Below are 12,430 nucleotides of genomic sequence, written 5' to 3' on the forward strand. Positions count from 1 at the left end.
CCGCGCGTCAGTGCGCGATGCACACGGATTTGGTTTCGGTGAAGCCTTCGATCGCGTACTGGCCGAACTCGCGGCCGATGCCCGACTGCTTGTAGCCGCCGAACGGCATCGACGGGTCGAGCGGAATGTGACAGTTCACCCATACGGTGCCGGCCTCGATCTGCGGCACGAGATTCATCACGCGCTTCAGGTCGTTGCTCCAGATGCTCGCGGCGAGGCCGTACGGCGACGCGTTCGCGAGACGCACGGCATCGGCCGCATCGTCGAACGGCACGACGACGATCACCGGACCGAACACCTCGTCGCGCACGATCGCGCTGTCGGGATGCGGATCGGCGATCACGGCCGGCTTCACGTAGTAGCCGGGCAGGTCGTCGGCCGGCGTGCCGCCCGCGAGGAACGTGAGGCCCGCGCGGCGCGCGCCCTCGATGTGCTGGACGACCGTGTCGCGATGGTGCGCGGAGACGAGCGGGTTGATCTGCGCGGTCGTGTCGAGGCCCGCGCCGAGCTTCATCGACTGCGCGACGCCCGCGAGGCCGTCCGCGAGCTGCGCGAACTTGCTGCGATGCACGTAGATGCGCGACGCGGCCGCGCACACCTGTCCCTGGTTGAAGAACGCGCCGGCGGCGACGCCGTCGAGCGCCTGCGCGACGTCGACGTCGTCGAGCATCACGATCGGGTTCTTGCCGCCGAGTTCGAGCGAGAAGCGCGTCATGTTCTGCACGGCCGCCGCGCCGACCCGCTTGCCGGTCGCGGTCGAGCCCGTGAACGAGATCTTCGCGATCGACGGGTGGCTCGCCAGCGCGGCGCCGCACGTGCGCCCGCCGGTGACGACGTTGAACACGCCGGGCGGCACGCCGGCGTCGAGGGCGAGTTCGGCGAGGCGCAGCGCGGTGAGCGGCGTTTCCGGCGACGGCTTCAACACGATCGTGCAGCCGGCCGCGAGCGCCGGAATCAGCTTCCACACGGCGATCATCAGCGGAAAATTCCACGGCACGATCGCGGCGACCACGCCGACCGGCTCCTTGCGCGTATAGGCCGTATAGCGCGCGCCGGGCGGGAACGGGATCGACACGTCGAGCGTCTGGCCGGTGATCTTGGTCGCCCAGCCGGCCATGTAGCGCACGTATTCGACGCTCGCGCCGACCTCGATCGCGCGCGACACGTGGATCGACTTGCCCTGGTTCAGCGTTTCGAGCTGCGCGAGCGTTTCGGCGTCGGCTTCGATCAGGTCGGCGAGCTTCAGCAGGATGCGCTCGCGGTCGGCCGGGCGCAGCCCGCTCCACACGCGCGTGTCGAATGCGAGTTTCGCGCTGGCGACGGCGCGGTCGACGTCGTGCGCGTCCGCATCCGCGACCGTCGCGAGCCGCTCGCCGGTCGCCGGGTCGTACACGTCGAGCCGCGCGGCCGCGTGCGCGGGCTGCATGGCGCCGTCGATGAAAAGGCCGAAATCGCGTGCGACGAAGGTGCGCACGGTGTCGCTGACCGCGACGAAGTTCGTGGTGCTCATGGGCGTCTCGATGATTGTCATGGCTGGGCCGCGTGCGCGCCGGCATGCGGGTGTCGAACCACTGTATCGACGAGGGATCGCGCCCTGTGAGCGCAAATTGGCAAACGCGCGGAGGATCGACACGCGCGCGAGGCGGGATCGTGGAACGGCGGCGTGCGAGGGCCGCGCTATCGTCGGATGAATCGCGCGGGGGGCATGCGGGTGCGAGGCGGGTGCGAAAAAACTACAGGAACAACGTGCCGACCAGCTCGGTGCGGTTCGACACGCCGAGCTTGCGGTACATCCGCATCAGATGCGTCTTGACGGTCGGCTGGCCGAGCGCGAGATCGCGCGCGATCTCCTTGTTCGAGCGGCCGTCGCGTACGAGGCGGGCGATCTGCTCCTCGCGATGGGTCAGCCGCTCCTCGCAATCGATCCGGTGAATCCCGCGCCGCGCGCGCAGCAGCGGGCACAGCGCGGCTTCGACAACGGGCTGCAACCGTGCCAGCGCGTCGATCTCGCCCGGCGCGAACCGGCCCGCCGTGCTATTGCCCGCGCCACCGCCCGCGTCACCCTTCCCGAAGCGCAGCAGCGAAAACGCACCGATCGTCCGGCCCGCGTCGTCGCGCAGCCAGATCTCGACGACGTCGGCAACATCGTGCCGCCGCAGGAAACGGGTCCAGTATGCGGACGCATCGCGTCTTTCGTCAGGCAATTGGGAAGCGAGCGTCACGACCGCCTGAGCGCCTGCCGCGCAGCGCGACGGATGCAGCGGATCGAGCATCCGGTAGCGTGCGATGTAGGTGCGATGCATCGACTCGGGCATGCCGAACAGCTCGAAATCGGCCGGCTCGCCGCTCAGGTCGAGCCGGTAGAACACGATCGCGGACGGGCTCACGAACGCGTCGAACGCGTCGACGCACGCGCGCAGCGCGCGCTGCCAGTCGGCGGCTTCGTGATCGGAGGGAACGGGTGAGGTCGGCATGATGGGAGCGGCCGGCGGCCGAACGCGTCGAAGTTCGGGCCAGCCTACCGGCGCCGAAATGGGCCGGTGAGCACAAATCGGCAATTCGTCTGCGAGGTGGATGGCGGACGCGCCGGCCGTGTTGCGACAACGGAATTCACGTCAGGCAATCATGCGCCGCGAACCCTGCGGTCGACGATGGCCGTCGAGGGTCGCGCGAGACATCGCACGCGCTGGCCGTGTCTCGACGACGGAATCTGCATCGGGAAGACATGCGCCGCGAGCCGCGGGACCGGGAATGGACGTCGAAGACGGTGCGGAACATCGCGCGCGCCGATCAGGCGCGATCGGAACGATCGACGAAATTTCCGGAGCGGCCGCGCGTGCGGCCTCGAAACGAAGGCGCGGCGACGTGCACGCCCCGCCCCGTCGGTCAATATCAGTGCGCGTTCGCGGCGAACGTGTCGCAGGCGCTCACTTCGCCCGACTCCATCCCGCGCCGCAGCCAGTACACGCGCTGCTCGCTGGTGCCGTGCGTGAAGCTCTCCGGCACGACGTAGCCCTGGCCTTGCTGCTGCAGCCGATCGTCGCCGATCGCGGCGGCCGCCTTCAGCCCCTGCTCGAAATCGCCGGGCTCCATCAGCCGCTGGTTCGCGCGCTGCGCGTTGTTCGCCCACACGCCGGCGAAGCAGTCGGCCTGCAGTTCCATCCGCACCGACAACGCGTTCGAGCGCGCTTCGCTCGAACGGCGGCGCGCGGCGTCGACCTTGTCGGAAATGCCGAGCAGGTTCTGCACATGATGGCCGACTTCGTGCGCGATCACGTAGGCCTGCGCGAAATCGCCGCCCGCGCCGAACCGCTTGCGCAGTTCGTCGTAGAAACCGAGATCGATGTACACGTTGCGGTCACCCGGACAGTAGAACGGCCCCATCGCGGTCTGGCCGGTGCCGCACGCGGTCGGCGTCGAGTTCGTGAACATCACGAGCTTCGGCGCTTGGTACTGCGCATGCAACTGGGTGTTGAACACGCCCGTCCACGTGCGCTCGATATTGCCGAGCACCTTGCGCGTGAACACCGCGCCGGGATCGTTCGCCGGCGCGCCCTGATGCTGCGTCGGCGCGGGTTGCGCCTGCTGCTGCCGGCCCTGCAGCGCCGACGCGCCTTCGAGCACGACGCGCGGGTCGATCCCGAAAAAATACGATGCGGCCAGCGCGACCACGATCGTGCCGATGCCGATCGTCGCGCGCCCGCCGCCGAACCCGCCGCCACCGCGTCGATCCTCGACGTTCACGCTTTCTCTTTCGTCGTCCAGCCTCATTGCCGGCCCCTCCCTGTTCTTGTCGATGGTCCGGCCGCGCGATGCGCGACCGGGCGATCAGCCATCGCGCCTGCGCCATCGGCGGACGCGGTGTATCCATATCCGTCGCACGCCCGCGCCGATCTCGCCGCCTGCCGCTCCGCTTGCACGACGGAATCGGCGGCCGTCGCGCCCCGCACCGATGCGCGGGCGCGCCCGCGCCATTTTGCCGGGCTTTTGCGACTCATCGCAAAAATACGGAGGATAGAGCGATTCGGCGCCGAACATCGTCAGCCTTTGCAAAATGACCGCGATCCGGCCGGTCGCCCCGGTGCGCGTTCATCCTTTCGGCGGATACCGGCGAGCGTCGGCGCCGCCTAAAGTGACCGGAAACGACACCTTCCGGAGAACGCCATGACGCACCCGCAACCCCGCACGATCGCCATCACCGGCGCCGGCACCGGCATCGGCGCCGCGTGCGCGCGCCGCTTCGCCGCCCGCGGCGATCGCGTCGTGCTGATCGGGCGGCGTCGCGCGCTGCTCGACGCGCTCTCCGCCGAGACGGGCGGCCTCGCGCTCGCCGGCGACGCCGCGAGCACGGCCGACTGGGCCCGCTTCCTGCCGGAGATCGCCGCACGGTTCGGCTCCGTCGATGCGCTCGTCGCATGCGCGGGCGGCCACGGTCTCGGCCGCGCGGACGAAACCGACGACGCGCAATGGCGCGACGCGCTGCATGCGAATCTCGACACCGCGTTCGTCAGCGCACGCGCGTGCCTGCCCGACCTGATCGCGCGGCGCGGCAGCATCGTGCTGGTCGCGTCGATCGCCGCGCTGGCGGCCGGGCCCGGCGTATGCGGCTATACGGTCGGCAAGCATGCGCTGCTCGGGTTCGCGCGTTCGCTCGCACGCGACTACGGGCCGCACGGCGTGCGCGCGAATGCGGTGTGCCCGGGCTGGGTCCGCACGCCGATGGCCGATGCGGAAATGGCGCCGCTGATGTCCGCTCACGGCGATACGCTCGACGGCGCGTATGCCCGCGTGAGCGCCGACGTGCCGCTGCGGCGCGCGGCCGATCCGGACGAAATCGCGGCCGTGTGCGCGTTCCTGGCGTCGCCCGACGCGTCGTTCGTGACCGGCGCGACGCTCGTCGCGGATGGCGGCGCGATGGTCGTCGATGTGCCGACGCTCGCGTTCGACACGCCGTGACGCCGGGAGACACGCAGCCCACGTGACACCGCGTTGCGAACGCCGCGCAACGTCGAGCGCGCGTGCCTTCCGGCATTCGGACGACCGCCTTCGTCCCCGCACGTCGCGGTGTCCGGCAGCTATGCGCGAAACCGCTCGGCCGCGATGCGTGGCGCCTCGATCCGGTGCGCGGGCGCAGTCTTCGGCATCGGCATGCGGTCGAGGTGGTGCCGGTAGTCGCGTAATGCAAGGTGGCCGGTGCGCATGCGATCGAGCGGATGAACCGCATGCGGGGGCCCGCCGTCATCGCAAGCAGCCCAGCCCCGCGAGCGCCGTCTCCACCGCGGTATCGAGCGGCGTCACCGGCTCGCGGCCCAGCACCGCCGTCACCCGCGCGTTGTCCATCCGGAGCGGCTCGCGCCACAGATAGCGCATCTCGAGCATCTCGCGCATCGTCGTGACGAACGGCGCCGCGGCCCACACGAGCCACCACGGGAAGCGCCGCACCGTCGGCCGCATCCCGTGCCGCTGCGCGACGCGGCGCACGGCCTGCGCCATCTGCGTGCCGTCCGCGTCCCAGTGCCCGCCGAAATGGAAGCGCGCGAACGGCTCCAGCGTGTCGCGTCGCTCGAGCAGCTCGATCATCGTGCGCGCGACGTCCGGCAGGTACGCCCATTGATGGCCGACGCCCGGGCGGCCCGGCACGCTGATGGCCGCGACGGGCCGCCCGGCCTTGACGAGCCCCTGCCCGAACCAGTTGTTGCCCGCATGCGCCCCGAAGAAATCGCCGGCCCGCACGATGATCGTCCGGACGCCCTGCGCGGTCGCCGCCTGCAACCGCCGCTCCATCTCGACGCGGATCGCGCCCTTGCGCGTCACCGGATGCTGCGGCGCGTCTTCGCGCAACTCGGGAAACGCGTCGGGGCCGTAGTTGTAGATCGTCCCCGGCAGCACGACGGTCGCCTGCGCCACCGTCGCCGCCGCGATCGTGTTGTCGAGCATCGGCAACACCTGCGTCGACCAGTTCCGGTAGCCGGGTGGGTTCACCGCATGCACGATCACGCTGCAGCCGCGCGCCGCGCGGACCACCGCGTCGCGGTCGAGCGCGTCGCCACGCATCCATGCGATCCCGTCGCGTTCCACCGTCCCGGCGTCGAGCCCGCGCTTGAGCGCGCGCACCTGCCAGCCGACATCGCGCAACTGACGCGCGACCTCGCCGCCGATGCCTCCGCTCGCGCCGAGCACGAGTGCCTGTCGTTGTGTTCCGCCTGCGTTTGCCGTCATGGCCGCTCTCCGTGAATGAACCGTTGTCTGCACGCATTCTGGCGCGGAGCCGCCTAACAAGGAATTGCCGAACCCAATCGATCAGCTATACATTTATGTATGACCATCGATCTGAACTGGGAACGCTACCGCACCTTCCTCGCCGTGCTGACGGAAGGCTCGCTGTCGGGCGCGGCGCGCGCGCTCGGCATCACGCAGCCAACGGCCGGCCGTCACGTCGCGGCGCTGGAGGCCGCGTTCGGCCAGACGCTGTTCACGCGCTCGCCGTCGGGGCTGCTGCCGACCGAGGCAGCGCTCGCGCTGCGCGGCCATGCCGAGGCGTTGCGCAGCGCGGCGGCCGCGTTCGAGCGCGCGGCCGCGAGTCACGGCGCGGGCGTGCGCGGCACCGTGCGGATCTCGGCCAGCGACGTGATCGCGGTCGAGGTGCTGCCGCCGATGCTTGCGCAGTTGCGGCGCGACCATCCGGGGCTCGTCATCGAACTGGTGCCGACCGACCGCATCCAGGACGTACTGAAACGCGAGGCCGACATCGCGGTGCGGATGGCGCCGCCCGCGCAGGAAGCGCTCGTCGCACGGCGCATCGGCGAGATCGACGTCGCGCTGCATGCCCGCGACGACTACCTGGCGCGCAACGGGACGCCGTCGTCGACGGACGAACTCGCGCATCACGCGCTGATCGGTTTCGATACGGTGACGCCGTTCATCCGTTCGGCGGGACGCGGGATGCCGCTGTGGAAGCGCGATGCGTTCGCGCTGCGCACCGACAGCAATCTCGCGCAGCTCGCGATGATTCGCGCCGGCTACGGGATCGGCTTCTGCCAGAACCGGCTCGCGCAGCGCGATGCGCGGCTCGTGCGCGTGCTGCCGGACGGGCCCGCGACGAAACTGGAAACCTGGGTGGTCATGCACGAGGATCTGCGGGCGAGCCCGCGTTGCCGGGCCGTGTTCGATGCATTGGCGAACGGGCTGCGCGCATATGCCGAAGGGACGGCCGACTAGGCCGCTCCAACCCGCCGCGCCCGCGCATCGCCGCGACGCGCTATTCGTAGATCTTGCCGGCGAACAGGATGTCGGCCATGCGCCGCCACGGGTTGTCGGGCAGGTCGTAGCAGCGCAGCCCGTCCTCGGACGCCTCGGCCCAGTCGACCATCGCCTCCAGGTACTCGCCGATCGAGCGGTTTTCCCAGCCGAGCGCGGCGGCTGCGAACGGCGACGGCGGCACGTCGGCGTCGAGCTGGCGCTCCTTTTGCCAGTCGTGGCCGAGCACGCGCAGGAAGTGGATCAGCGAGCGCTCGTCGACCACCCGCTCCAGCGCGTGCTGCAGCCGCGCGGCCATCTCGCTTTTCAGTTCGTCGTTCATGCGTCTCGCCCCCTGCTACGCAACGTTCGGAAAGCTTCCACCTCGCACCAACCGGGATACGTTTCCTCGACGATGAAGAAATCGTCGAAATGGACCCGCCCGAGCCGCTCGAACGATGATCCCGAAATCTCCCGATATTTTCATCGGTACCGACTCGCGTCGAATACGTGCCTCTGCGCCGATGCGCATGCCTGCTTCACATCAGCAACTGCCGCGACAGCACCTCGCGCGCCTGCGTGACCGTCTCGCGTTCGCCCGGCATTGGCGGCGTCAGCGAGAACACGGCGTCGGGCAGCGCCGGCAGCCGGTGTTTCGCGCCGAGCCGCACGAGACCCTCGCCGATCGCCGATGCGCACAGGCAGCCGACGCCGAGCCCCGCCGCGAGCATCGACTGCAGCCCAGCGACACCCGACGCGCTGTGCACGAGCACATACGGCGCGTGCTGCTCGTCGAGCGAGCGCACGGCGATCTGATGCATCATGCAGTCGTCCGGCAGCAGCACGAGCGGCAACGGTTCGGGCAACTGCTCGGCGAGCGCGGGCGACGCGACCCACGACAGCGGCTCGCGCCGCAGCACCCAGCGCGTATCGGCCGACGCGGGCCGGAACGGCCCGCTCGACAGGTTCATCACGACGCCCAGATCGATCTGTCCGCGCGCATGCGCGGCTTCGATCTCCGCGCTCTTCATCGCGCTCACGTGCAGGCTCAGTTGCGGGTAGCACTCCCGCAACCGCGCGAGCAGGCCCGCGACTTCATGCGTCCGGTAGTAATCGGTGATCGCGACGCGCAACTCGCCCTTGATCGCCTGTCCGCGGACTTCGTCGAACGCGGCCTCGTTCAGCGCGACGATGCGGCGCGCATGCTGCAGCAAACGTGCGCCGGCCGGCGTCGGCTCCACGCCGCGCTTGCTGCGCACGAACAGCGGCACGCCGGCGCGCGATTCGAGCTTGCGCACCTGCTCGCTCACCGTCGACTGTGACAGATGCAGCAACGGCGCGGCCGCCGTAAGGCTGCCCGCATCCGCCACCGCCGCGAAAGTGCGCAACTGATCCAGATCGAAACCGCGCATCGCCTTCTCCATCCATCGAATAACCCGATGGATGCTACCACAAATTCCCGCTTTTCCGATTCATCGGCAATCCGCAGAATGTCGGTTCAACGGGTTTCGACCTACGGTGCGGCCCTCATTCTTTCGGACTTCCGTTCATGACCGACAACACCCTCGCCCCTTGCGCGCCGGCCGGCACGGCCGCCGCGGCGCCGCCGCGCAGCCATCACGGCTGGGCGCTCGTGGTCCTGCTGGTCGGCGCCATTCTGCCGCCGCTCGACTACTTCATCGTGAATCTCGCGCTGCCGGCCATCCGCGACGGCATCGGCGCACGACCGTCCGAGCTGCAGCTCGTCGTGTCGGCCTACGCGTGCGCGAACGCGGTCGTGCAGATCACCGGCGGGCGTCTGGGCGACCTGTACGGCCGCAAGCGGATGTTCATGATCGGGATGGCCGGCTTCGTCGTCGCATCGACGCTGTGCGGGCTCGCCGGCAGCGGCGCGGTGCTGGTCGGCGGCCGCGTGCTGCAGGGCCTGTTCGCCGCGATCCTCGCGCCGCAGGTGCTCGCGACGATCCGCAGCGTGTTCAGCCCGCAGGAGCAGGTGCGCGTGATGGGTTTCTACGGTTTCGTGTTCGGCCTCGCGGCCGTGATCGGCCAGCTGGGCGGCGGCGCATTGATCAGCCTGCATCCGTTCGGGCTCGGCTGGCGCGCGATCTTCCTGGTCAACGTGCCGATCGGCATCCTCGCGCTGCTCGGCAGCTGGCGCTTCATCCCGGAAAGCCGGCCGCCGCGCGGCCAGGGTATCGACGTGCCCGGCACGGTGCTGCTGTCGCTGTCCCTGCTGATGCTCGTCTATCCGCTCACGCACGGACGCGAGGCAGGCTGGCCGCTGTGGATGATCGCGTGCATCGCCGGAGCGCTGCCGATGCTCGGCGCGCTGCTGGCGGTCGAAGCGCGCCGGCTCGCCGGCGGCCGCGATGCGCTGCTCGACGTGCGCCTGCTGCGCAATCCGGTCGTCGCGCTCGGGCTCACGCTCGCGTTCCTGTTTTACATGCTGAGCGCGTTCTTCCTGAGCTACGGGATCTATCTGCAGGGTTGCTTCGACTGGTCGCCGCTCGCGTCGGGGCTGGCGATCCTGCCGCTCGGCATCGGCTTCCTCGCGAGCCCGCTGCTGATGCCGCGCCTCGTCGACCGGTTCAGCGGCCATCGCGTGCTCACGCTCGGCTTCGCGATGCTCGCGGCCGGCGTCGCGACCGCCGCCGCACTGGCCGGCGACCACGCGCCCGGCCCGGGCTTTTACGCGGGCATCGCGGCGATCGGCATCGGGCAAGGCCTCGTGCTGCCGTCGGTCGTACGGATCGTGCTCGCGGAAGTCGACGCGGCGCGCGCCGGGGTCGCATCGGGCATGGTCAGCACGATGCTGCAGATCGGCGCGGCCGTCGGGGCGGCGACACTCGGCGGGCTGTTCTTCGCGCGGCTCGGCGCGCAGCCGGGCGCGCTCGACTACGTGCAGGGGTTCAGGACGGCGATGTGGGCGCTGACGGTCGTGCTGCTCGTGTGCGCCGCGTTGTCGGCCGCGCTGGGGCCGATGCATCGCCGGGCGCGGGCCGGCGCGTGACGACGCGGGTCGGACGACACATCGCCGGCAGCGAATCGGGGCATGCGCGATCGCTTGCCGGCATCGAGCTCACTTGGGGTGCCTGGGTTGCGCGTGCCGCGCTTCCCATTCGGCCAGCTCGACGCGATAGCGCGCCAGCGCTTCGTCGTACAGGTCGAAAACGCACGGCGAGCAGCCGCTGTTGCAGCAGTCTTCCAGTTCGGGTTGTTCGGGCGGGGTGGGACGCGGATCGTCGGCGAGCGTTTCCGCGGAGGCAGGCTTGGTCACGGCTTCAGTCACATGATGTCGAACGTTCAGTATACGGTGATGGTCCGTTGCATGCAGGCATGCCGACCGTATGCAGCCGCGCCACCTGCTGATCGAAATCGCGACGATCGCGCAACCGCCGCGTGCGCGATTTCGCATGCCCTGACGTCATACGCGAGTGCGACCGTCCGCCATCCGCTACGCCACGCGGCCGCTCACCGGAATCGATGCACCGGTGATCGCCTGCGCGTCAGTCGACAGCAGGAACCCGATCGTCGCGGCAATCTGTTCGGGCTGGACCCAGCGCGTGAAATCCGCGTCGGGCATGTCCGCGCGGTTCGGCGGTGTGTCGATGATGCTCGGCAACAGCGCATTCACGGTCACGCCGCGATCGAGCAGTTCCGCCGCCAGCGCCTCGGTGAGTCGCGCGACGCCCGCCTTCGCGGCCGCATACGCGCCCATTCCCGCGCCTGCCTTGAACGCCGCGCCCGCGCCGATGTTGACGATGCGGCCCGCCGGGCTCGCCACCAGATACGGCAGCGCGGCCTTCGATGCATTCAGCGCCGTCTTCACGTTCAATTCGTACATGCGGTCCCACGTGGCCGCGTCGCCATCGGCGATCGTCTGCCACACGAACGCGCCTGCAATGTTCAGCAGCGCGTCGACCCGGCCGAATTCGCGATTCACGGTGTCAAGCGCGCGCGCAGCCGCCTGCGGATCGACGAGATCGATGCCGCCGAGGCGCAGCGCATCGGCCGGCACGCCGGGCAACGCCTGCGCGTCCGGCGCCGTGCCACGGCCGATCAGCGCGACGCGAGCGCCGTGCCGGCCGAGCCAGGCGGCGGTTGCGACGCCGAGATGGCCGAATCCGCCGGTGATCGCGACTGCCTTGCCTTTCAGGTCGTGTTCCATCGATGTGCTCTCCTGAGTCGAAGGGGGTTGGATGATACGCGGTTCGGTGCGATGCCGACCGCGACACGGGCGTCCACGGCCGGCGTTTCGACAGCGTAGCGCCGTTCACGCCTCCATGCGCACGGCGACACAGGCGTCGCCGCCGACGGAGCCGATCCGTCGATCCGCCGCGGCCGTGCTGGTGCACACCACGCGTGACGGCGTGGCCGGGCATAATGCGCGATCACGGCGCGCCGCACGATGCACCGTGATCGCGCCGTTTGCGTACCGAACCCCGAACCTCAACCCGTCTATCCCATGCAAGTACTCGTCGTTGGCACCGGCAAGCTGGCAACCGAACTGCTCGGCTCGCACCGGCTCGACCCGGCAACCTGTCGCGTGATGGCCTGGTCGGACCCCGCACGCGGCGACGTCCGTTCGATCGTCGTTCACGCCGGCTCCGGCCGCGAGCTGCCTGCCGCGATCGAATTCTGCCGCGCAACGGGGTCGCCGCTCGTCGAGCTGTCCACCGGCTCAGACCTCGAAACCGGATCGCACGACTTCCCCGTCGTGCTCTGTCCGAATACGAACATCCTGATGCTCAAGTTCATGAGCATGCTGGAAACCAGCGGGCATCTGTTTCGCGACTGCCACATCAGCGTGACGGAATCGCACCAGGCCAGCAAGACGTCCGTGCCCGGCACCGCGGTCGGCATCGGTCAGTCGCTCGGCGTTTCCGCGCAGGACATCCACTCCGTGCGGGACCCCGCCGAGCAGCGCGACGCATTGCAGATTCCCGACGACCAACTAGGCCGCCATGCGTTCCACCGGATCCGCATCGAGGACGGCGCATGCAGCCTGCAATTCGAATCCCGCGTATACGGCGCGTCGCCTTACGCGGATGGCGTGTCGCGGATCGTCGAGGCCGTCCGGCAGCACGAGCTCGAACCTCGCCGGTACTCGATCGTCGAGTTCATTCACAACGGTTGGCTGTAAGCACAACGATGCGCGCGACGCGTCGGCGAGGCCCCCGCCGGCCCACTCGAC

General features: G+C 69.6%; 12 protein-coding genes. 4 read left to right on the forward strand and 8 right to left on the reverse strand.

From position 1 onward, the window contains the following. Positions 1–7: 7 nt before the first annotated feature. From WS87_RS25095 to ypfJ, 3 genes are all read right to left on the reverse strand, one after another. Positions 8–1,510, reverse strand: coding sequence for an aldehyde dehydrogenase family protein (locus WS87_RS25095; protein WP_059819687.1), 1,503 nt, complete (start codon positions 1,508–1,510; stop codon positions 8–10). Between the two features lie 223 nt (positions 1,511–1,733). Next, entirely contained in the window at positions 1,734–2,474 is a 741-nt protein-coding gene (locus tag WS87_RS25100; protein WP_059819381.1) for a helix-turn-helix transcriptional regulator, read from the reverse strand. 418 nt (positions 2,475–2,892) lie between these two features. After that, positions 2,893–3,771, reverse strand: coding sequence for a KPN_02809 family neutral zinc metallopeptidase (gene ypfJ, locus WS87_RS25105; RefSeq protein WP_059819382.1), 879 nt, complete (start codon positions 3,769–3,771; stop codon positions 2,893–2,895). Between the two features lie 393 nt (positions 3,772–4,164). Here ypfJ and WS87_RS25110 point away from each other — a divergent pair, with 393 nt between their 5' ends. Then, positions 4,165–4,956, forward strand: coding sequence for an SDR family NAD(P)-dependent oxidoreductase (locus WS87_RS25110; RefSeq protein ID WP_059819383.1), 792 nt, complete (start codon positions 4,165–4,167; stop codon positions 4,954–4,956). A gap of 282 nt (positions 4,957–5,238) precedes the next feature. Here the strand turns inward: WS87_RS25110 and WS87_RS25120 are convergent, their stop codons facing one another. Continuing rightward, positions 5,239–6,219, reverse strand: coding sequence for an NAD-dependent epimerase/dehydratase family protein (locus WS87_RS25120; RefSeq protein ID WP_059819384.1), 981 nt, complete (start codon positions 6,217–6,219; stop codon positions 5,239–5,241). A 99-nt stretch (positions 6,220–6,318) separates the two neighbouring features. On the opposite strand from WS87_RS25120, the gene WS87_RS25125 reads away from it, so the two are divergent. Then, positions 6,319–7,218 (forward strand): LysR family transcriptional regulator, encoded by a 900-nt coding sequence (locus WS87_RS25125; protein WP_059819385.1) that lies wholly within the window; start codon positions 6,319–6,321, stop codon positions 7,216–7,218. Between the two features lie 40 nt (positions 7,219–7,258). On the opposite strand, the gene WS87_RS25130 is transcribed toward WS87_RS25125, so the two are convergent. Next, on the reverse strand, positions 7,259–7,579 hold the full coding sequence (locus WS87_RS25130; protein ID WP_059692167.1) for a DUF7660 family protein: 321 nt from the start codon (positions 7,577–7,579) through the stop codon (positions 7,259–7,261). 196 nt (positions 7,580–7,775) lie between these two features. Then, positions 7,776–8,648 (reverse strand): LysR family transcriptional regulator, encoded by an 873-nt coding sequence (locus WS87_RS25135; protein ID WP_059819688.1) that lies wholly within the window; start codon positions 8,646–8,648, stop codon positions 7,776–7,778. Between the two features lie 137 nt (positions 8,649–8,785). On the opposite strand from WS87_RS25135, the gene WS87_RS25140 reads away from it, so the two are divergent. After that, the gene (locus WS87_RS25140) at positions 8,786–10,246 is read left to right on the forward strand and encodes an MFS transporter (RefSeq protein WP_059819386.1); all 1,461 of its coding nucleotides are present in this window, start codon (positions 8,786–8,788) and stop codon (positions 10,244–10,246) included. Positions 10,247–10,315: 69 nt separating this feature from the next. Here WS87_RS25140 and WS87_RS25145 read toward each other — a convergent pair whose 3' ends face one another. Together WS87_RS25145 and WS87_RS25150 are read right to left on the reverse strand one after the other, a co-directional pair. After that, positions 10,316–10,513: an oxidoreductase-like domain-containing protein gene (locus WS87_RS25145; RefSeq protein ID WP_059819387.1), complete on the reverse strand. Its 198-nt coding sequence runs from the start codon at positions 10,511–10,513 to the stop codon at positions 10,316–10,318. Between the two features lie 177 nt (positions 10,514–10,690). Continuing rightward, on the reverse strand, positions 10,691–11,404 hold the full coding sequence (locus WS87_RS25150; RefSeq protein WP_059819388.1) for an SDR family NAD(P)-dependent oxidoreductase: 714 nt from the start codon (positions 11,402–11,404) through the stop codon (positions 10,691–10,693). A gap of 297 nt (positions 11,405–11,701) precedes the next feature. Between WS87_RS25150 and WS87_RS25155 the strand changes: the two genes are divergently transcribed. Further along, positions 11,702–12,379, forward strand: coding sequence for a dihydrodipicolinate reductase C-terminal domain-containing protein (locus tag WS87_RS25155; RefSeq protein ID WP_059819389.1), 678 nt, complete (start codon positions 11,702–11,704; stop codon positions 12,377–12,379). Positions 12,380–12,430: the final 51 nt, after the last annotated feature.

The organism is Burkholderia sp. MSMB0856, from assembly GCF_001524645.2.
Taxonomy (GTDB): Bacteria; Pseudomonadota; Gammaproteobacteria; order Burkholderiales; family Burkholderiaceae; genus Burkholderia; species Burkholderia diffusa.

What these genes read in the sequence shown, in the direction of transcription:
- WS87_RS25095 (WP_059819687.1), bottom strand. Translation starts at nt 1,510, where the DNA reads ATGAGCACCACGAACTTCGTCGCGGTCAGCGACACCGTGCGCACCTTC.
- WS87_RS25100 (WP_059819381.1), bottom strand. Translation starts at nt 2,474, where the DNA reads ATGCCGACCTCACCCGTTCCCTCCGATCACGAAGCCGCCGACTGGCAG.
- ypfJ (WP_059819382.1), bottom strand. Translation starts at nt 3,771, where the DNA reads ATGAGGCTGGACGACGAAAGAGAAAGCGTGAACGTCGAGGATCGACGC.
- WS87_RS25110 (WP_059819383.1), top strand. Translation starts at nt 4,165, where the DNA reads ATGACGCACCCGCAACCCCGCACGATCGCCATCACCGGCGCCGGCACC.
- WS87_RS25120 (WP_059819384.1), bottom strand. Translation starts at nt 6,219, where the DNA reads ATGACGGCAAACGCAGGCGGAACACAACGACAGGCACTCGTGCTCGGC.
- WS87_RS25125 (WP_059819385.1), top strand. Translation starts at nt 6,319, where the DNA reads ATGACCATCGATCTGAACTGGGAACGCTACCGCACCTTCCTCGCCGTG.
- WS87_RS25130 (WP_059692167.1), bottom strand. Translation starts at nt 7,579, where the DNA reads ATGAACGACGAACTGAAAAGCGAGATGGCCGCGCGGCTGCAGCACGCG.
- WS87_RS25135 (WP_059819688.1), bottom strand. Translation starts at nt 8,648, where the DNA reads ATGCGCGGTTTCGATCTGGATCAGTTGCGCACTTTCGCGGCGGTGGCG.
- WS87_RS25140 (WP_059819386.1), top strand. Translation starts at nt 8,786, where the DNA reads ATGACCGACAACACCCTCGCCCCTTGCGCGCCGGCCGGCACGGCCGCC.
- WS87_RS25150 (WP_059819388.1), bottom strand. Translation starts at nt 11,404, where the DNA reads ATGGAACACGACCTGAAAGGCAAGGCAGTCGCGATCACCGGCGGATTC.
- WS87_RS25155 (WP_059819389.1), top strand. Translation starts at nt 11,702, where the DNA reads ATGCAAGTACTCGTCGTTGGCACCGGCAAGCTGGCAACCGAACTGCTC.